Source organism: Deinococcus betulae (assembly GCF_020166395.1).
GTDB classification, from domain to species: Bacteria; Deinococcota; Deinococci; order Deinococcales; family Deinococcaceae; genus Deinococcus; species Deinococcus betulae.
In genome coordinates this window covers 190,755-209,938 of record NZ_JAIQXU010000001.1, presented here as the reverse complement: position 1 = coordinate 209,938, position 19,184 = coordinate 190,755, and the positions used below count along the sequence as shown (strand labels likewise).

The 19,184-nt window shown below is 66.4% G+C and carries 17 protein-coding genes; 4 read left to right on the top strand and 13 right to left on the bottom strand.

Features of this window, described 5'->3' with window-relative positions; genetic code table 11:
- Window positions 1–107 precede the first annotated feature (107 nt).
- Entirely contained in the window at window positions 108–1,568 is a 1,461-nt protein-coding gene (locus K7W42_RS00955; protein ID WP_224571518.1) for a class-III pyridoxal-phosphate-dependent aminotransferase, read from the top strand.
- A 63-nt stretch (window positions 1,569–1,631) separates the two neighbouring features.
- Here K7W42_RS00955 and K7W42_RS00950 read toward each other — a convergent pair whose 3' ends face one another.
- Window positions 1,632–2,159: a hypothetical protein gene (locus tag K7W42_RS00950; protein WP_224571517.1), complete on the bottom strand. Its 528-nt coding sequence runs from the start codon at window positions 2,157–2,159 to the stop codon at window positions 1,632–1,634.
- Window positions 2,160–2,201: 42 nt separating this feature from the next.
- Between K7W42_RS00950 and K7W42_RS00945 the strand changes: the two genes are divergently transcribed.
- Window positions 2,202–3,005, top strand: coding sequence for an alpha/beta fold hydrolase (locus K7W42_RS00945; RefSeq protein WP_224571516.1), 804 nt, complete (start codon window positions 2,202–2,204; stop codon window positions 3,003–3,005).
- On the opposite strand, the gene K7W42_RS00940 is transcribed toward K7W42_RS00945, so the two are convergent.
- The 5 genes from K7W42_RS00940 to mntE form a co-directional block, all read right to left on the bottom strand.
- A complete protein-coding gene (locus K7W42_RS00940; RefSeq protein ID WP_224571515.1) occupies window positions 2,956–3,411 on the bottom strand; it encodes a hypothetical protein in 456 nt (151 codons plus the stop codon). The two genes, K7W42_RS00945 and K7W42_RS00940, sit on opposite strands and share 50 nt — an antisense overlap.
- Window positions 3,408–4,133, bottom strand: a complete 726-nt coding sequence (locus tag K7W42_RS00935) for a formate dehydrogenase accessory sulfurtransferase FdhD (RefSeq protein ID WP_224571514.1) — start codon at window positions 4,131–4,133, stop codon at window positions 3,408–3,410. The genes K7W42_RS00940 and K7W42_RS00935 overlap by 4 nt, the downstream gene beginning before the upstream one ends.
- 68 nt (window positions 4,134–4,201) lie before the next feature.
- Window positions 4,202–4,705, bottom strand: coding sequence for a helical membrane plugin domain-containing protein (locus K7W42_RS00930; protein WP_224571513.1), 504 nt, complete (start codon window positions 4,703–4,705; stop codon window positions 4,202–4,204).
- 80 nt (window positions 4,706–4,785) lie between these two features.
- A complete protein-coding gene (gene fdhF, locus K7W42_RS00925) occupies window positions 4,786–7,848 on the bottom strand; it encodes a formate dehydrogenase subunit alpha (RefSeq protein WP_224571512.1) in 3,063 nt (1,020 codons plus the stop codon).
- Window positions 7,849–8,187: 339 nt separating this feature from the next.
- Window positions 8,188–9,078: a manganese efflux transporter MntE gene (gene mntE, locus K7W42_RS00920; RefSeq protein WP_224571958.1), complete on the bottom strand. Its 891-nt coding sequence runs from the start codon at window positions 9,076–9,078 to the stop codon at window positions 8,188–8,190.
- A 134-nt stretch (window positions 9,079–9,212) separates the two neighbouring features.
- Between mntE and K7W42_RS00915 the strand changes: the two genes are divergently transcribed.
- Window positions 9,213–11,423 (top strand): ATP-dependent helicase, encoded by a 2,211-nt coding sequence (locus K7W42_RS00915; RefSeq protein WP_224571511.1) that lies wholly within the window; start codon window positions 9,213–9,215, stop codon window positions 11,421–11,423.
- Window positions 11,424–11,583: 160 nt separating this feature from the next.
- On the opposite strand, the gene K7W42_RS00910 is transcribed toward K7W42_RS00915, so the two are convergent.
- The 7 genes from K7W42_RS00910 to K7W42_RS00880 all read right to left on the bottom strand — a co-directional run bounded on the left by K7W42_RS00910 (window position 11,584) and on the right by K7W42_RS00880 (window position 18,213).
- Window positions 11,584–12,066: an NUDIX domain-containing protein gene (locus tag K7W42_RS00910; RefSeq protein ID WP_224571510.1), complete on the bottom strand. Its 483-nt coding sequence runs from the start codon at window positions 12,064–12,066 to the stop codon at window positions 11,584–11,586.
- 40 nt (window positions 12,067–12,106) lie between these two features.
- Window positions 12,107–13,501, bottom strand: a complete 1,395-nt coding sequence (locus K7W42_RS00905; protein WP_224571509.1) for a hypothetical protein — start codon at window positions 13,499–13,501, stop codon at window positions 12,107–12,109.
- A complete protein-coding gene (gene nudC, locus K7W42_RS00900) occupies window positions 13,498–14,340 on the bottom strand; it encodes an NAD(+) diphosphatase (RefSeq protein WP_224571508.1) in 843 nt (280 codons plus the stop codon). The genes K7W42_RS00905 and nudC overlap by 4 nt, the downstream gene beginning before the upstream one ends.
- Window positions 14,337–15,467 (bottom strand): vWA domain-containing protein, encoded by a 1,131-nt coding sequence (locus tag K7W42_RS00895; RefSeq protein WP_224571507.1) that lies wholly within the window; start codon window positions 15,465–15,467, stop codon window positions 14,337–14,339. The genes nudC and K7W42_RS00895 overlap by 4 nt, the downstream gene beginning before the upstream one ends.
- Window positions 15,468–15,558: 91 nt before the next feature.
- On the bottom strand, window positions 15,559–16,584 hold the full coding sequence (locus tag K7W42_RS00890) for an ATP-binding protein (protein WP_224571506.1): 1,026 nt from the start codon (window positions 16,582–16,584) through the stop codon (window positions 15,559–15,561).
- Between the two features lie 63 nt (window positions 16,585–16,647).
- Window positions 16,648–17,619 (bottom strand): vWA domain-containing protein, encoded by a 972-nt coding sequence (locus tag K7W42_RS00885; RefSeq protein ID WP_224571505.1) that lies wholly within the window; start codon window positions 17,617–17,619, stop codon window positions 16,648–16,650.
- A 66-nt stretch (window positions 17,620–17,685) separates the two neighbouring features.
- Entirely contained in the window at window positions 17,686–18,213 is a 528-nt protein-coding gene (locus tag K7W42_RS00880) for a hypothetical protein (RefSeq protein WP_224571504.1), read from the bottom strand.
- Between the two features lie 383 nt (window positions 18,214–18,596).
- On the opposite strand from K7W42_RS00880, the gene K7W42_RS00875 reads away from it, so the two are divergent.
- Complete coding sequence (locus K7W42_RS00875; RefSeq protein WP_224571503.1) at window positions 18,597–19,136, top strand: hypothetical protein; 540 nt, start codon at window positions 18,597–18,599, stop codon at window positions 19,134–19,136.
- The last annotated feature ends 48 nt before the right edge of the window (window positions 19,137–19,184 follow it).

Here is a 19,184-nt window from a genome sequence, read left to right as displayed (position 1 = left end):
GGGCGGTTTAGCCCCCACTCCGCTTGAATGGAATCCGAGCCCACAGCGGCAGAACCCGTTGCCCTGGCAGCTCTGGGCACTTCAGGCTTTGCTTTACACTGGCCGCCATGTCTGTCCTGCCTCCCGGTTTCATTTCTGCGCGTGACGTGCTGGACGAGAAGCTCAGCGGCCCAGAGGTGCGCCGCCTGGAACTCGCACACGGCAACGAAGAACTGCTGTACGGCCTGGACGTGCTGGGCCTGGCCGGGCCGTTTTACCGCGTGACCCCCTGGGAACTGGAAGACGAAACCGGCACGCGCCGCATCAATGCCAGCGGCTACGCGGCCATGCCCTTTGGCGAGATGCCCCCGGCCATCACGTCGTTCATGGCCGAGTTTCTGCAAAAAAACCGCGCGATGGGCCTGCCCCAGCAGTCCAGTGGGCCGTGGCGCGCGGCCCTGCAGGCCAATCTGGTGCGCCTGCTGGCCCGCGACCTGGCCAGCCACGCGGACAGTCAGGTCTTTTTCTGCTCCAGCGGCACCGAGGCCATTGAGGGCGCCCTGAAGTTTGCCAAAGCCTGGCGGCCCCGTGCCAAGTTTCAGATTTCCTTTGGCAGTGGCTACCACGGCAAGACCCTGGGCAGCCTGAGCCTGACCCCCAATCCCGAATATCAGGACATCTTCCGGCCTCTTATTCCCGGCGCGCTCACCAGTCCGTATGGCGACCTGGACGCGCTGGCCGCCCTGCTGCGGCGCGTGGGGCCGGACAACGTGACCTGTGTGGTCGTGGAACCCATTCAGGGCGAGGGTGGCGTGAATATTCCCCCGCCCGGCTTCCTCCGTGGCCTGGGCGAGCTGTGCCGGCGCCACGGGATTCCTGTGATTGCCGACGAGATTCAGACCGGGCTGGGCCGCACCGGCCACTGGTTCGAGTCGGCGGCTCAGGGGCTGGACCCGGACATCATCACGCTGGCCAAGCCGCTGGGCGGCGGCATGACGGCGGTGGGGGCCACCATCGTCCGCGCGCCTATCTATAAGAAGATGCTGGGTGGCCTGAGCAGCAAGCGTCACAGCAACACCTTTGGCGGCGGCGCCCTGGCGATGGCGGTGGGCGTCAGGAGCCTGGAATACCTGCTCGAACACGATCTGCCGGGGCGCAGCCGCGCGCTGGGGGCACAGGGCCTGAGCCGACTTCAGACCCTACAGGGCCGCTTTCCAGGGCTGCTGGAAGAGGTGCGGGGCCAGGGCCTCCTGATGGCGCTGCAATTCCGGCCGATGGTGGGTGTGCCGCTGCCCGGTTCCCTGAAAGAAATTGTCTTTGAAGCCACCGCCATCCTGGCCCTGCGCGAACTCCACGGCGCGGGCGTGATGGCCAACCTGTCGCTGAGCAGCAAGCGCACCGTGCGCCTGACCCCCGCCCTGGATATGCCGGACGACGTGTTTGCCACCCTGATGGACCGCGTAGAGGTTTTCGCCCAGACCCACCCGAACGCCCGTGACCTGCTATTGAAAACCCCGCCCCAGGTCACGGCCCGCCTGGCGAGTTTTGCGGCGAGAAGTCCAAAGAAGCGCACGCCAAGCGACGGGTAATAAGGGGGAGTGGGCAGTGGGGAGTGGGAACGATAGTCCAACTTTCTACTCCCCACTTCCTTTCTACGCCAGGCCACACGCCCGCTGAATCAGCAGGTGCAGTTCGTCGCGGCCCAGGCGGCGCACGTCCAGCAGGAGGTCGTCGGGCAGGCTGCTCAGGCCAGCCACGATGGGCACAAACCGGAACTCGGGGCGGGCGATCAGGTCGCGGCGGGCTGTCAGGGCCAGGGTGAAGTCCACCCGCAGTTCAAAGTGGACGTTCAGTTCGTCGCGCAGCGGCTGGGGGTCACCCGCCAGCAGCGTCACCAGGGCTGGATGCGGCGCAAAGCCGTCTTCCAGATGGGCCGCTGTGCGCGCCGTGTCCAGAAAGACACCTGCTCCAGCCAGAGCGTACCCACCAATGCGCCGCCGACAGACATCTGGGGCGTCGCCGCGCACCAGGGTCACGCGCCGCCCGGAGCGCGCCGCGCCGCCCAGCAGGCTCCAGAACCGGGCCAGGCTGGAATAGCGCGCCAGTTCCACATGCCCGGCCGGCTTGGTGGGCAGGGGCCGGGTGGGCCGCTCGGCAAGGGGAGAGGTCACGCCCTGCATGCTAACGCGGGGCCGGGCGCCTGCATCGGTAGGCTGGGCACCATGCCGACCCTCCGCGTTCGCCGCCCGCTCTCGCCCCGCCTGCGCGCCTGGCTGCTGGCTTTGCTGTCGGCGCTCTTGGGGTATCTGGCCGCCCAGGCCCAGCCCCTGGTCTTTCGGCCACCCCTGATCGCCGGGCAGGACGCTGTGCCGCCAGGGGCCGGCGGTGACGCGCGGGTGGCGCTGGTGCAGGCAGGCGGCCCCGCCCTGCATATTCAGCCGGCTGCAGGCCCGGCCCGGACCCTGCTGGTGTTGTATCCGGGCGGGCTGGTGCGGCCCCAGGCCTACGAGTGGCTGGCCCGCGCTCTGAGTGCCCAGGGGGTCGAAACGGTCATTCCGGCCTTTCCCGCCGACCTGGCGGTGTTGGGGGCGGCACGCGCCGCGGCCCTGATAGAGAGGTTTGGGGCGGGCAAGCGCGTGGTCCTGGCCGGGCATTCCCTGGGGGGCGCCATGGCCGCGCAGTACACCGCTCGGCAACCGGGGCGTGTAGACGGCCTGCTCCTGATGGCGGCCTATCCTGCTGGCAACGTCAGCCTGAAGGACCAGCAGTTGCCTGTGCTGTCCCTGCTGGCCGAGCAGGACGGCGTGGCTGCCCCGGACGCGGTGCGCGGCGGTCTGGACCGCTTGCCGGCCAGCACGACCCTAACCGTTATTCCGGGTGCGGTGCACGCTTTTTTTGGTCGCTATGGGCCTCAAAAGGGCGACGGCTTACCCACGGTCACCCGCGCGAAGGCTGAAGAAGACATCTCACGTGCAGTTATTCCGTTTCTGGCGAGGCTGGCAGCCGCCAGCCCTGGCTCGGAGTGAACACTGCCCAGGGAGTGTGAAAGCCTTCGGCTTGAAGCCAAACCTGCCGGGTAGAACCGGCCAGAGCCGCCACTGCCAGGGTCAATCTCTCAAACGCCGCTTCGTCCGGTACGTCGTTCGGGTGAAGGATCGCGGTCAGGGGAGGTAGACCAAAATTCACCATGAGGACGAGGCGCAGACCGTCTGGGTCAATGTTGACCTCTAGCGTCTGTTCAGCTTCTGCTATCAGGGCCTCAAGTAAGGGTGGGCCGGGCAGCGGCGCGGGTTGGCCGCCTAACAAAAAGGTCCAGGGCAGTGGAAAGTCAGCCAGGACCGTGCAGAGAGTGCCTACACTCAGGTCCTTTACGCTTAGCTCCAGCAAAGAGCCGTCAAAGTTGAAAGCCTCAGCCAGGTCGGCGCGCTTCACGCCTGGACCCGTTCGGCGCCGGTGTACACCGTCAGGCGTCCTTCCCGCGTAAATCCACAGAGGGTGATGCCAAATGCGGCAGCTGTGTCAACAGCCAGACTCGTGGCAGCCCCTACAGCGGCCACCACGGCGACGCCTGCCACCACAGCCTTCTGCACAATCTCGAAGCCTGCGCGGCTGCTGACCACCAGGACCTGGCCACGCAGGGGCAACTCGCCGCGCGCCTGTGCCCAGCCCACCACCTTGTCGGTGGCGTTGTGCCGCCCCACATCCTCGAAGGCCGCGCGCAGCTGCCCATCCGCCGTAAAGAGGCCTGCGCCGTGCAGCCCACCTGTTCGGGCAAAACCGGGCTGGACCGCTCGCAGGCGTTCAGGCAGGTCGGCCAGCAGGCCCGCGCTGAGGTCGCCTGCCTCCCAAACTGGCGCCGTGGCCCGCGCCAGCAGCTGTTCTATGCTGCCTGACCCACACACCCCGCACGCGCTGGACGACACCGCCAGTCGCGCCCCGGCGGCCAGCCGCGCGTGGTCGGGCGTGTGCAGGTGCCAGAGGTTGGGATTGTCCGGGTCAGGGGCCAGCGAGAACTCGGCGGGCAGCAGCCCTTCTGACACCAGCCAGCCCAGCAGCAGCTCGTGGTCGTGGCCAGGCGTCCTCATCAGCACGCCCAGCGGCACCTGGGCATCTGGGGTGTGGAGATGCAGGGCCAGCGGTTCTTCCGTGGCCACGTCATCAGTGCCCGCGCTGGCCTGTCCCGCCCGCCAGCGGGTGACCGGCAGCTCGGCGCTGGCCCTGCTCAGCGGCTCACCTCGGCCTGGTTGGCGTTCTCTTGCGTTTCGCCGTTCGCCTCACGCAGGGCGCGGCCCATGCCCTTGAGCAGCGCCAGGATGGCGCCCAGCGCGACCTGTACGTCTCGGTCTTTCAGGAGGCCCATCAGTTCCCCCAGCCCTATCCCCCGCCCGGAGGCCACATGCCGCGCGCTCTCGGCGACGCCGGTGGTCAGGGCGTGACTCAGCAGGCCGACCTCGCGCGGGTCCAGGGTGCCCAGCGTCCGGCTCAGCTCAGAGACGTTGCGCAAAAAGGTGGTGCCGCCCGAACCACCCAGAATCTGAAGCAGCGAGGCGGTCAAGCCCTCGCCGCCGCGCACAGTCTTGCCCAGCACATTCAGCACGCCGTGGTCGTGCAGGACACGCAGGAGTTCCAGGCCTTCTAGCAGGGCGTCTGTCGAGTCCTCGACCTCAGAGGCGAGGCGTTCCTGAGAGGTTGGAGGGCGGGGAGCATAGTCAAGCGCTTTGGCCATAGCAACTCCTGATGAACCGGGCGCAGGCGTGCGTCACATGCCGCCCGGCCCCGGCCCTGCCAGAGCAGGGAAAAAAGACTTCAATCATCGGCGCTGAGGTTGTCAACCCGCGTATTCAAGCTGTCGCCGTGCATAGGCAGCAGGCCGCCCGGAAACACATAGTCGGGCCGCGCCCATTTGCGCTCGACTTCAACGCCGTCCTGGGGTGTCGGGTGGCCCCAACGGTGGTTGGTCACGGGCAAGGGGTTGTCTCCGACCTCAGGCAGCAGTTCCATCCGGACGCTGGCGTCTTTGTAGGCGGGCGTGTTGGTCTGAGAATCACCCTGGCTGCCCGTCAGGCGGTTGACGGCGGCCTCGGCGTGGCGGGCGTTCATGGGCAGGTACAGTTCGTTGGCCTGCACGCGGCCCGTCACCAGCGCGCGCACCTTCACTGAGCCGTGCGGGCTGACCAGGCGCACCCATTGGCCGCTCTGAATCCCGCGCTCGGCGGCCAGTTCACGGCTGACCTCCACAAAGGTATCGGGCGCCTTGCTGACAATGCCGGGCACCTGAAACGTCATGTTGCCCTCGTGAAAATGCTCCAGCATGCGTCCGCTATTCAGGTGCAGGTCGTATTCGGCGCTCGGCGCCTGCTGCCGAGGTTTGTAGGTGGCGGGGTGCAGCTTGGCCTTGCCGTCCGGAAAGTGAAAGCGGTCGGTGTACAGCAGCGGCGTGTCGGTGCCATCTTCTTTCACCGGCCAGCACAGCGAGCGGTAGCCTTCCAGCCGCTCGTAGGTGACGCCCACCCAGGAAGGCGTCAGGCGCGCAATCTCGGACATGATGTCCGACGGGTGCGTGTAGGCCCAGTTGGCCCCCAGCCGCTGGGCCACTGCCTGATAAATCTCCCAGTCGGGCTTGGTGCCCTTCAGCGGCTCCATCACCTGATACAGCCGCTGAATGCGCCGCTCGGTACTGGTGAAGGTGCCTTCCTTCTCCAGCGAGGCGGCGGCGGGCAGCACCACATCGGCGTAGCGGGCAGTGTTGGTGAAATACAGGTCCTGCACGACCAGGAAGTCGAGCGCTTCAAAGCCCTTGGCCAGATGGTTGACGTTGGCGTCCGTGAGGCTCATCTCCTCACCGCTGATCCACAGGCCTTTCAGTGTGCCCTCCAGCGCGGCGTCCATCATCTCGGTGTTGTCTATGCCCTTTTCAGGGCGCAGGGTAATGCCCCATTCACGTTCGTGGCGCTGAATGGCCAGAGGGTCCGTGATTTTCTGGTAGCCACTGACCTGGTCGGGCATGGCGCCCATGTCGCCCGCACCCTGTACGTTGTTGTGCCCGCGTAGAGGATAGGCGCCGGTGCCGGTGCGGCCATAGTTGCCTGTCACCAGCAGCAGGTTACTGAGGGCCGCGCTGGTGTCGCTGCCGCCACACTGCTGGGTCACGCCCATCGCCCACAGGATGCACACCCGGTCCTCGGCTGCAATTTGCCGGGCCAGGGCTTCAAGGGTGGCTTCTGGAATACCCGTTTCTGCCGCTGCGTAGGCCAGGGTGTAGTCGGCAATGGACTCACGGTATTCGTCCAGGCCGTTGACCCGGTTTTGCAAGAACACCTTATCTTCCAGGTCGTTGTCCAGAATGAACTTGGCCAGGGCGCTGGCCCACACGAAATCGGTGCCAGGCTTGGGCCGGATAAACTGATTGGCCCGCCGGGCCATCTCGTGCTCACGCAGATCAAAGACGATGACCTGCTGGCCGTTCAGTTTCTGCGCCCGTTTGATGCGGGTGGCCAGCACCGGGTGGCTTTCGGCGGTGTTGCTGCCGACCGTGACGACTAAGGTGGCCTGCTCGATGTCGTGGATGGTGCCGCTGTCGCCGCCAATGCCCACCGTCTGCGACAGCCCTTTGGTGGCCGGCGACTGGCAGTACCGCGAGCAGTTGTCCACGTTGTTGGTGCCGATGACCTGGCGGGCGAACTTCTGCACCAGAAAGATCTCTTCGTTGGTGCTCTTGCTGCTGGCCACAAAGGCTAGAGCGTCCGGGCCGTGCGCCGCCTTGATGCTCTCCAGGCGGCTGGCCACGAGATCCAGTGCTTCGTCCCAGCTGGCTTCTCGGAAACCAGTGGCCTCGCGGATCAGCGGTTTGGTCAGGCGCTCGCCGCTGTTCACGTAATCCCAGCCGAATTTGCCTTTGACGCAGGTGGAGATGCCGTTGGCATGCCCCTGGCCCGGCTCCACCTTGAGCAGTTGCCGGTCTTTGGTCCACACGTCAAACGAGCAGCCCACGCCGCAGTAGGTGCAAACCGTTTTGGTTTTCTGGATATAGCGGTCGCGTCCGGCCGACTCGATCTCCGAGATGGCGGTGATGGCCTGCAGGCCCGTGCTGACCTCCACGCCCTTGACCACGTCAATGGCCGCGTTCCAGACCGGCAGGGGAATGCCGGTGAAGAGGCCGGCCTGGCCCACCATAGAGGTCTCGATCAGGGCGTTGCAGGGACACACCGTCACGCAGTGACCGCACGACACGCAACTGGACTCGCCGACCGGCTTGCCCCCGTCCCACAGCACGCGCGGCTGCTCCATCTCCCAGCCGATGCTCAGGGTTTCGTTGACCTGGACGTTCTGGCACGCCTCTACGCAGCGGCCACACAAGATGCACTGGTCGGGGTCGTACTGGTAAAAAGGATTGGAGGTGTCTTTGGGATAGCCTTTGGGCTGAAACGGCCGGGTCTGGTGTTCGGGGGCCAGCAGGGTCAGCGTGTTGTGAACGGTGCAGTTGCCGTTGTTGTTGTCGCAGACGGTGCAGTACAAGTCGTGGTTGGCGACTAGGCGGTCATAGGCGTCGCGCTGGGCGGTGCGCGCCGCGTTCGTCTGCGTCCGCACGACCAGCCCAGCCCGCACGGGGGTGCCACAGGCCCGGCCAATGACGCCGTCAATCTCGACGGCGCAGGTGTCACAGGTCTGGACTGGTCCCAGTTGCGGGTGGTAGCACACCTGGGCCAGTTCGATCTGCGCGCGGTTAATCACTTCTAGCAGTGGCTCGCCCTCGTGGGCGGCCTGCGCCACGCCGTCCACCAGAATGCTGCACCGCGCGCCCAGTGGTGGCCGGGTCGGCCCCACCCGCGAACGCAGATGCGCGTCGTTCGGCACATCAATTTCCCCCATACGTCCCCCTTGCTTCAGGCGAGTATAGGCAAGCCGGCACCTACTCAACCGCGTCATTGCGTGCAGGTTTCTTTAGACCTGAGGCGGGAACGCAGAGCGCTCGGCTGTTGCCTGTGCGGACAACAGCACGCCTCTCCAGGCCACGCAAGACCACTGCCAGTGAGCTGCTGCGGAGTTGTGTTCTTTGGCCTTAGCGCGGTTAAGGTTCTTCTCTACAGCCTCTAAAGACTGCCAGTGGATAGATCCGAGAGCTAGAAAGCAGACGCAGCTGCGACGCTGGACAAGTGTGTGGGTGGTGCATCTAGGTCCAGCCTCAATTGAGAAAGTCTCACGCCGCCGTTACAGCACCAGCACGCCGTGGTGCTTGGCCTGTTCCTGTGGTTCAACGTGAATGGTGACGTGGATGTCCGGCATTTCGGCGCTCAGGGCGTCTTCCAGACGGTCACAGATGGCGTGGGCGCTGGTGACCGTCATGTCGCCTGGCACCACCATATGAAACTCGATAAAGGTCATGCGGCCGGCGTGGCGGGTGCGCAGGTCGTGCATTTCCAGGGCGCCCTCGCCGTGTTCGCTGAGCAGCCGGCGAATGCGGGCCTCGGTCTGGGCGTCCACCGCCGCGTCCATCAGGCCGCCCACGCTCTCGCGCACCAGATGGGCGCCGCTGTACAGAATGTGCAGGGCCACCAGCAGCGCCAGCAGCGGGTCCAGAAACGCCAGTCCTGTTGCTTTGGCGGCCAGCACCCCCAGCAGCACGCCCACACTGGTCACCACGTCGCTCAGCAGGTGTCGGCTATCGGCCAGCAGCGCGGGTGACCGCAGCGCGCGGCCCCGGCGCAGCAGCAGCGCGGCCCATCCTGCGTTCAGGACACTGGCCCCCAGGTTCACCGCCAGGCCCGGCAGCGGCGCGTCCACAGCCGCCGGGTGCAGCAGCGCCGGAATAGCCTCGGCCGCAATGGCCACGGCGGCCAGCACAATCAGCACGCCCTCGGTCACCGCGCTGAAATACTCGGCTTTCGTGTGGCCGTAGGGGTGACCGGCGTCGGCCGGCCGGGCCGCCACCCGCAGCGCCACAAACGCCGCCACCGCTGCCGCCACATTAATTACGCTTTCCAGCGCGTCCGAGTACAGCGCCACGCTGCCAGTCAGCGCGTAGGCCAGAAATTTAAGGCCCAGGACCACCAGCGCCACCACCACGCTGCCCAGCGCCAACCGGGAGGCGCGCAGCGACATGGCAGAGGGAGCAGAGGAGACCGGCACGGCCGGAGCGTAGCAGGGTTAGGCGCGGCGAAAAGCGTGCCCCCAGCAGGGACAGGTTAGGGCATGGATTACGCCCTGAACAGAACAAACCCTGATACACTCGTTCGGTGAGCGCGCCCGACCTTCTTTCGCATTTGAACCCCACGCAGGCCCAGGCCGCCGACCACTTCACCGGTCCGGCCTTGGTGATTGCCGGCGCGGGCAGCGGCAAGACCCGCACCCTGATTTACCGGATCGCCCACCTGATCGGGCACTATGGCGTGAACCCCGGCGAGATTCTGGCCGTGACCTTTACCAACAAGGCCGCCGCCGAGATGCGCGAGCGGGCCAGTCAGTTGGTGCCCGGCGCTGACAAACTCTGGATGAGCACCTTTCACAGTGCGGGCGTGCGGATTTTGCGCGCCTACGGCGAGCACATTGGGCTACGGCGCGGCTTCGTCATCTACGACGACGACGACCAGCTCGACATTCTGAAAGAAATTATGGGCTCTATTCCGGGGATCGGCCCTGAGACCTCGCCGCGGGTGCTGCGCGGCATTCTGGACCGGGCCAAGAGCAACTTGCTGACGCCGGCTGATCTGGACCGCAGCGGTGAGCCGTTTATTTCTGGTATCCCGCGTGAAGCGGCGGCCGAAGCCTACCGCCGCTACGAAACGCGCAAGAAGGGCCAGAATGCCATTGATTTTGGCGACTTGATTACTGAAACAGTGCGCCTCTTCCATGAGGTTCCGGGTGTCCTCAACGCGGTGCAAAACCGGGCCAAGTTTATTCATGTGGATGAGTATCAGGACACGAACAAGGCGCAATACGAATTGACGCGGCTGCTGGCTTCAAGAGACCGGAACCTCTTGGTCGTCGGAGACCCCGATCAGTCCATCTATAAATTTCGCGGCGCCGACATTCAAAACATCCTTGATTTTCAAAAGGATTATGCGGATGCCAAAGTGTATTTGCTAGAACATAATTATCGCTCCAGCGCCCGCGTGCTCACTATTGCTAATAAACTGATTGAAAACAACGCCGAGCGCCTGGACAAGACCCTCAAGCCGGTCAAAGAAGACGGACACCCCGTGGTCTTTCACCGCGCCACCGACCACCGTGCCGAGGGCGACTTTGTAGCGGAGTGGCTGACACGGCTGCACAATCTAGAGGGCCGCAAGTTCGCTGAAATGGCCATTCTGTACCGCACGAACGCCCAGTCCCGCGTGATCGAAGAGTCGCTGCGCCGGGTGCAGATTCCGGCCAAGATTGTTGGCGGCGTGGGTTTCTATGACCGCCGCGAAATCAAGGACATCCTGGCGTATGCCCGCCTGGCGATTAACCCCAGTGACGACGTGGCGCTGCGCCGCATCATTGGGCGGCCCCGGCGCGGCATTGGCGACACCGCACTGGAAAAGCTGTTGGAGTGGGCCCGCATCAACGGCACCAGTCTGCTGACCGCCTGCGCCCGCGCCGAGGAAGACCGCATTCTGGACCGGGGCGCGGGCAAGCCGGTCGAATTTGCCCGCCTGATGGACGCCATGAGCGACGCGGCTGACAACTACGAGCCGGCGCAGTTTCTGCGCTACGTGATTGAAACCAGCGGCTACCTCGACCTGCTGCGCCAGGAAGGCCCCGAGGGCGCTGTGCGGATGGAAAACCTGGACGAACTGATCAACGCTGCCCAGGAATGGGCGCAGGACAATGAGGGCACCATTGCCGACTTTTTGGACGACGCTGCGCTGCTCTCCAGCGTGGACGACATGCGCACTAAGGCCGAGAACAAGGGCGCGCCCGAAGACGCCGTCACCCTGATGACCATGCACAACGCCAAGGGCCTGGAGTTTCCAGTGGTGTTCATCGTGGGCGCCGAAGAAGGTCTGCTGCCCAGCCGGGGCGCGCTGGTCGAGGCGGGCGGCATTGAAGAGGAGCGGCGCCTGTTTTACGTGGGCATCACGCGGGCGATGGAGCGCCTGTTCTTGACGGCCGCCCAGAACCGGATGCAGTTTGGCAAGACTAACGCCGCCGAGGACAGCCGCTTTCTGGAAGAAATCGAGGGGCACTTTGACACCGTGGACCCCTACGGGCAGGTGGTCGAATACCGCGCCAAGACCTGGAAAACCTACCGCCCGACCGTGCCGGCAGCAGTCAAGAACACCAGTCCTATGACGGCGGATATGGCCTACCGAGGCGGAGAAAAGGTCAAGCATCCCAAGTTCGGGGAGGGGCAGGTGCTGGCGGTGGCAGGGCTGGGGGACCGGCAGGAGGTGACCGTGCATTTCCCAAGTGCCGGGACCAAGAAGCTGCTGGTCAAGTTTGCCAACCTCAGCCCGGCGTAAACGGGTCAGACGAATTCCGCAATATGCAGGCGTGAACCTGGTCCTGGGCGGCCAGCGCTGTCAGGCGCTGGGCCAGTTGCGCGGGGTCTGGGGACATGCTGGCAGTATGGCTGGCCCTATCGCTGCGGCGCGCCGCAGATGTAGCGACCTCCGGGCAGGCTCAGGTTCCAGGGCTCTCCCGGTTGACGAGGTGCCGCACCACGCCCACGGGCACCTCAAGCAGCTCCCGCACCACCAGTGGATACACCGGGGTGGTCTCCAGGTTACTGAACGCCACCCACTGACAGCTCACCTCGGCGTTGTCCAGCGTCAGAAACGGCGCGGCTGGCACCTCATCGGGCGCGTCCATGTGGTAGTAGAACCCCAGCTCGTGCTGCCGCTTTTTGGCGGGGCCAAAGAAGTTCTCCATGACGCCCACCAGCCGCAAAGGCCCGGCGGGCAGGCCGGTTTCCTCCTGCCACTCGCGCTGGGCGGCCGTCTCGGTGGCTTCATCCACCCCCACCGCGCCGCCCGGCAAAAAGTGAAAGCCAGCACCGGATTCCCCCGCGCCCGTGTTGGTGAGCAGGAAGGGGCCGCGCGTACACAGAATCACCACGCGGACACTGAATTTCAGGCCGCCCAGTGGCAAACGAATGTCAGTCATGACAGGCAGTCTGCCGTGAAAGGGGCGGCCAGGGCGGCGCTCAACTCGCGGACGCCTCGGCGCGCACGCTGGGGTCAGTGTCCTGGGCCAGCGCGGCGCGTGAGGCGGCGGAGAGGTCCGCCCGGCCCGCCACCGCCAGCCGCACGCCTTCGTCGAGGTCAGTGACCAGTGCCGCCTGCGCCCCGGTGTCCAGGGCCGGGTGCCGGGCGGCGGCGCGGCGCACGCCGGCGTTGGGGTCGGCGGCCAGGGTGGCCAGGACGCTGGCCGGGGTGCCCGGCGCGTAGGCCACGGCGCGGCGCACCTCGGGGTTGGGGTCGGCGGCCAGCCGGGTCAGGCGCCCGGTGCCCAGGTCCGGGCGCACCGCCAGCACGGTCCGCACCGTGGCGTCACTGTCGCCCACCAGCGCGTCCAGCACCGCTTCAGACAGCCCCTCGGCGCTGGCCACATGCAGCCGGATATCCGCTTCGGGGGCGCGGGCCAGGGCCAGCACTGCCCCGTCGGGCAGGTCACTGCGTTCCAGCACGGCGCGGCGTACCGTTTCGGACTCGTCGCTGGCCAGGTGGGTCAGGGTGTCTGGCAGCGCGTCAGGGCGCCGGGCCAGGGCGGCGCGCACGTCGGGGTCGGCGTCCTGGCCCGCGCGGGCCAGCCAGGCGGGGGGCACAGCCCAGCCCTGCAGGGCGGCGGCGCGCACGCCGGGCTGCTCGCTGGTGGCCAGCCACTCGCGCACGTTGGCGGGCAGGTCCACGCGGCGGGCCAGGGTGGCCAGCACGTCGGGGTCACCGTCGGTGGCCAGGGTCAGCAGGCAGTCTAGCGGCAGGTCCAGCCGCCGCGCCACGCTGGCGCGCACCAGGCCGTGCGGGTCGGTGACAAAGACCCGCAGCACGTCGCCGGGCAGCTCGGGGCGAGCGGCGACCGCCTTTCTGACGTCATAGTCGTCATCGGTGGCCAGCTGGCGCACCAGCGGCTCGGGCAGATCGTCCCGCCGGGCCACCGCTTCGCGGATCTGCCAGCCCGCGTCCTGCGCCAGCGCCGCGACCCGTTCGGCGCTTAGGCTGGCGCGCGCCGCCAGGGCCGTGCGCACGGCGTAGTCCTCGTGACGCAGCGCGGCGTCGGTGATCCAGCCAGGAGCGCCGTCGGTGTTCAGCAGCGCAATCACCCCGTCAGCTGGAAAGGCGCCCAGCAGCCCTGGGCGGGCCAGACGCATCAGGGGCAGGCCCGGATTGCCGAGCACCTCGGCCGGGTAGGCGGCCGCCAGGGTGCCCAGCACCTCGGGGGGCGTGTTGGGGTGCCGGGCCACCAGGGCGCGCACGCGGCTGTCCGGGTGGGCCGAGAGGCCGCCTAAGGTCTCAGCACTGGCGCGGGGCGCGGCCGCCGCCGCCAGGGCGCCTTCCACCCCCAGCAGGGTCAGCGTGCGTGGGTCAAGTTCCGCCGTCATGGGGCCGATGATGCCACGCCGCCCAGGGCCGCCCCCACCGCCCGGTCAATCAGGGTGCGGGCCACACTGAAGGGCGGCGGCACCCCCGGCAGCGCCGTGACCGGAAACCAGCGGGCGTCTTCAATCTCGCCCGGCTGCGGGGTGATGGTGCCGCCCGCGTACTCGGCCTCAAAGCCCAGCATCAGCGAATGCGGAAAGGGCCACGGCTGGCTGGTCACGTACCGGAGGTTGGTAAGCTGCACGCCCACCTCTTCTTGCACCTCGCGGTGGGCGGCGGCTTCCAGCGTCTCTGAAGGTTCCACGAAGCCCGCCAGCGCGGAATACACGCCGGGCGCAAAGTGAGGCCCGCGCGCCAGCAGCAGCTCGGTGCCATCCCCCTCACCACGCCGAATCAGCACCATCGCCACAGGCGCCACGCGCGGGTAGACCGTCAGCCCACACGCCGGGCAGGTGCGGGAGCGTTCGTGTCCGCTGTCACTCAGCGGCGCGGCGCAGCGCCCGCAAAAGCGGTGAGTACGAAGAAAATCGAGGACTTGCGCCGCGTAGCCTGCCAGGCCCATCTCGGTGTCTGGCAGCCGCCCAAAACAGGCGCGCAGGGCGTGGGCGCTCAGGCCAGGCGGCGGCCCATCCGTCACGCTGGCTGCAAAAAACTGCTGGCCGTCCAGGGTGCCCAGCGGGGTCACGTCCTGGGTGGGAAAGGGCAGACTGGCTCCAGTGGGCAGCGCTTCCTGATCACCCAGCAGCAGCCGGGGGCCGTCAAACACGAACCAGCGCACCTGCTCGCCCGGCACCAGGGTCAGGTCAGGCACGAAGCCGGTGGGGCGCTCGGTGGCGTTCACCCGTGTTCCTCCAGACGCAGCACCTCGCCGAATGGAAAGCCCTCGTCTTCCAGGCCGCCGGGCGGCACCACCCAGAGGGTCGGGGTTCTGGGGGCCGCCTCTGGAAAGTCGCCGTAGCCGTCGGTCAGGTACACCAGCACGTCCGGCTCGTGGGTGTCCAGCAGGGCAAAGATGGGCCGAAAATCGGTGCCGCCGCCCCCCTGCGGCGGTGGAATCTCGCCGCCCGGCGAGAGGTCGTGTGGGCCGTACGCCTCGGTGTCGGCGTAGTAGAGGGTGGCTTTGACATGTGGATAAGCCCCCAGCACCCCCTGAACCTCGCCCACCAAGGCTTTGACGGCGTCGTCGTCCACACTGCCAGAGGTGTCCACCGCCACCAGGGCGCGTAGCGATTCGTCGTCCAGCGCTTCGAGGTACAGGCCGCGCCCCACGAAGCGGCGGTCAAAGCCGCCGAAATCCACGGGGGTGCGGGCCAGAAAGCGCCACAGGTGCGCGCGCCAGTCCAGTCGCGCCGGGGCCAGGCGCATCAGTTCGCGGTGCATGCCCAGGGGATCGTCGCCCTGGCCGCCGCTCATGGCGTCCACGCTGCGGGCCTGGGCCAGCGCCTGCTGCCACTGCCGGCTCACGCTTTGGCCAGGCTTGCCCTGCTTGGGGGGCGCGTCGCTGGGGGGGGCGTCCAGCAGGTCGTCGCCTTCCTCGTCCCCGTTCTCGTCGGCCTCGCCGTCCAGCGAGGTGTAGACCTCCTCGACACTCAGGCGCTCAAGGTGGTCGTCGCGGCGCGACTGGGGCGGCACGGGCAGGCCGGCGGCGCTGACCATACCGTTGACAATCAGGTCGGCGGCCTTGTTCCAGCGTTTTTTCTCGCGTGGGCCGCGCCGCTCGACGTGCGACAGGGCGGCGTGCAGGACCTCGTGCAGCAGCAGGCCGTCCAGCACATCGGGCGTCAGGCTGGCGGCCACCTCAGGATTCACGTAGACGCGCTCGCCGTCGGTGCCGGCAGCTGCCACCTCCCGCGACGGCACGAATTCGGCGTGCAGCAGCAGTGTGGCAAAAAACGCCGACTTCCCCCGCAGCCGCAGGCGCGAGCCCGAAATGAGGCGCTGAAAGTCGGGGCTGGCCGGAGGCGTCATGGGGCCTCCGGTGTGGATGGTTGAAAGTTGATGGGTGATGGAAAAACTAGTGGGCCGTTTCCAGCCACCATCAACAATTGACCATCTCCCCTCACGGTCCTTCCGTCATCGCCAGGGTGCCCTGCACCAGCGCGGCCAGGCGTTCATCGCGGCCAATCAGCGCGGCTAGGTCGCCCAGCTGCCCGATGGCCTGGAATTTGCTGACCAGCGTGGCCACGTACAGTTGTAGCCATTCGGGACCGGCACTGTCGGCCAGCCAGGTAAAGGCGTGGTAGGCCTGGTCGGCGTCCCCGGCGCGGGCGGCCAGGCCCACCACAGCGGCGTAGCGCACGCTGGGCTCGTCGGGCAGGCGCAGCCCGGCGCCCCGCCCCTCCAGCACGATGCCCAGGTCGGGCAACTGCTCATACAGCCGCACGAAGGCGCTGAATTCGGCCCCGGCGGCTTCGCCAATGGCCGGCGCGGTGTCCAGCCCAGCGCGGTGTAGCCGTGACGCCATCTCCCAGGCGCGGGGGCTGGGCCACGCGGGCTGCTGGGGGTCCAGGCGGTGCAGCAGTTCGGGGCGGAAAGTCAGGAAGGCAATCACATGCTCGTGCAGCCCCCGGCCCAGCGCGTAGCCCCGCCACGAGTCAAAGTCGGGGCGCACAGTCAGGTGGAGGAAACGGTTGGCCAGCGGCGCCGGCATGTCAAAGACGCTGGCGCGGTCTTCCTTGCGGTTGCCGGCGGCCCAGACAAACCAGCCGCCCGGCAGTTCGTAGCTGCCCACCCGCCGGTCCAGAATCAGCTGCTGCGCCATGCCCTGCATGGTGGGCGGGGCCATGTTCACCTCGTCCAGAAACAGAATGCCGGCGCCCGAACGCGGCAGGAATTCAGGGGGATACCAGCGGCTGACCCCGCCCCCCTGGCCGTCGGCCTCGGGCACGGGCAGGCCGCGCAGGTCGGTGGGCGCCAGCTGAGAGAGGCGCACGTCCACAAACCCCAGGCTATGCCGCGCGGCCACCTGCGCCACCACGCTGCTTTTGCCCACGCCGGGCGGCCCCCAGATCATGGTGGACAGCTTCAGGTCGCCAGTCACCAGGGCGCTCAGGTACGTTTGCAGTTCGGCAGCGGTCAGACTCACGCCCTCACGCTAGCGCAGGACGCCGGGCGGGGTGGGGGCAGAACCGAGGCCAACGCACGGCCGTTATCTCACGGTCAGGGTAAAGGGCACGTCCACCTGGGCGTCCCGGCGGTCAGGCGCGCCCACCGTCACACTCAGGGTGCCGGTAACGGCGGTGCCGGCCGCTGGTTTCTGGGTAAAGCTCAGCTGCACGCAGCCCTGGGCGCGAAAGGCGTTGTACATCCGGTCAAAGAAGCATTGCAGGTCGGCGGCGCTGCCTGTTTTCTGAAAGAGGCCGCCCGTGGCCGCCGTGATGTCTTCCAGTGCGCGGAAGTTCAGGGTGTTGCGGGCGTCCAGGCCAATCACAAAGACCTTTGTGCCATTCTTTTTGGCTTCATCAATTGCCTTCTGGGCCGAGTTCCGTGACGAATTGTCCTCGCCGTCGGTTAGAATCAGCGCGGTGCCCATCGGGGCCAGTTTGCTGGCATCCACGATGGCGTCGTACACCTGGGTCGAGCCGCCTTCAAAGGTGGCTTTGGCGATGGCGGCATTCAGCAGCGGTTTGTCGGCCGAAAAATCCTGCCACAGCCGCGAGGCCAGCAGGCCGGTGCTGGCCGATGTGTAGGTTTCAAAAGACAGCACCGCCGCCCTGTCCTGGGCGGTCATGCGGGTCACGAAGGCCTGGTCAGCGGCGCGGCGCAGTTTGCCAGGGTCGTTGTCCACCATGCTGCCGGTGCTGTCCAGGTTGATGGTAACCGTGATGGCGTCCTGCACTTGGACCTGCCCGCAGACCGAGGCGGTGGCTGTTCCCGCGCTCAGGCTCCTGACCGTTACGGCCTTCAGTTGCCCGTTGGCCACAATGTCTTTGTCGCTCAGGGGTGTAAAGCCCACCTGGTAGGTGCTGGCGTCCACTATGCGCACGCCGTTGACGGTGCCGGTCGTGGCGGCGGGGACCGTGGGCGTAGCAGGAAGCGGGACCGCCGGAGTGGGCGTGCCTCTCTGGCAGGCCGCCAGGAAGAGAGTCAGAAGTGCAGCCGACACAACAGATTTGGGCATGGAACCTCCGCAGAAAAAAAGAAGCGCCGACCTCTCCCGGTGTTGGGAGAAGCCGGCAGAGGGCTTTTACAGGGTCAGGGTGCAAGCCGAGGACACCCTGCCGCCGCCGGCCAGATGCTTGGTCGCCTCAATTTCCAATTTGGGGCTCTGGATATAGGCGCCCCAGCGGGCCTCGAAGTCCAGCTCCTTGGGTTCGTTGGCCGACATAGGGTCGCTAATCAGCCAGATGACCTGATGGGTGTTTTGCGGATCGCTGTGACTAAAGACCCGAATGGACTGGGCGGTGGGCGCAGAGGTGTAACTCAGGGTGGGGCTGGCGTAGTCATAGCTGCCATCGGCCCGGACTGTCAGCGAGCAGTCGGCGCCGGACAGCGTTTTGCCCGCGTAGGTGCCTGCCAGGCAGGCGCTGGCCGCCGGGTCCGAGCTGTTGCTGACTACCGGACAGGTGGCCAGCCGGGTCGTTACCGCCGAGCCTGGATTGGGATTTGGGTTTGGTGTCGGAATGGGGTTTGGCGTTGGCGTGCCCGTGCCACCTCCGCCACAGGCGGCGAGCAGCAGGGGGAAAACGGCGGTGATCAGCAGGTGATGACGCATCTTGGGTCTCCTTAGAGGCAAAAAAAGGCAGAGAAAACCGTCGCCGCCTGAGGGCGGACGGCGACGGCGGGAAAGCGGGCTTCAGTTAACCTGGCAGATTCTGATCATGCATTTGAAACCGGGGTCGCCAGGGCCGGCGGTGCCGCAGGCACTGGCCATTGGCATCAGCAGAGTGACGCCCAGTGCCAGGCACCGAATAATGAGGGTTTTACTTCGCTCCATAACAGCCTCCTGAATCTATCTCCCGAAGTGGGGTGCAGCTTAGCGCCACCAGAATCCAAAAAACCCGGTAGAATTTTTCCATGCGGCGTGTTAACATCAATGATTCATCCGCAATAGAAGTGCTTCTGGATTTCTCTAAAACACGCCTTCTGGGTCCTTTTATGCTTGAGCCTCAGTCTATTGCCGCAGTAGCCGAGGTCACCGGGCAGTCGCAGAATGCTCTGACGTACTGGGTCAAGCGTTTTGTTAAATTGGGGCTGCTCAAAGAAGTTGGCACCAGCCGCCCAGCGCTTTATCAGGCAGTGGCGCAGACGTTCATTATTGATCCGTCGCGCGTAATGCCGCTGGACGACATACTTGACCGCCTGAACCGGCCGGGCTGGACACGGTTGCTTCAGGGCTTTACCCAGGAATACCGCCGAATCTCACCGGACTGGTTGGTTGAACTGCGCGTCACAGAAGACGGCATGCTCAGTCGGCGTCAGTTACCCACCTGGGCGCTGGACGACGCGCAGGCCCCAGCGGCTGAACTGCCGCTGAACGAGTGGGGGGTCATTCAGCTGTCCAGGGAACAGGCCAGAGAGCTCAAGGGCCGCCTGGAGGCGCTCATCATGGAATACTTTGAGGCCGGCCCAGAGACGGAGCAGGACGAGGTGTATTTTCTTCACTTGGCCCTGACGCGCGACGCGGTGCATGGGTGACGCTAGATATAGAGTGGACGCCCGCCTTCCTCTATACTTTGACTGAGT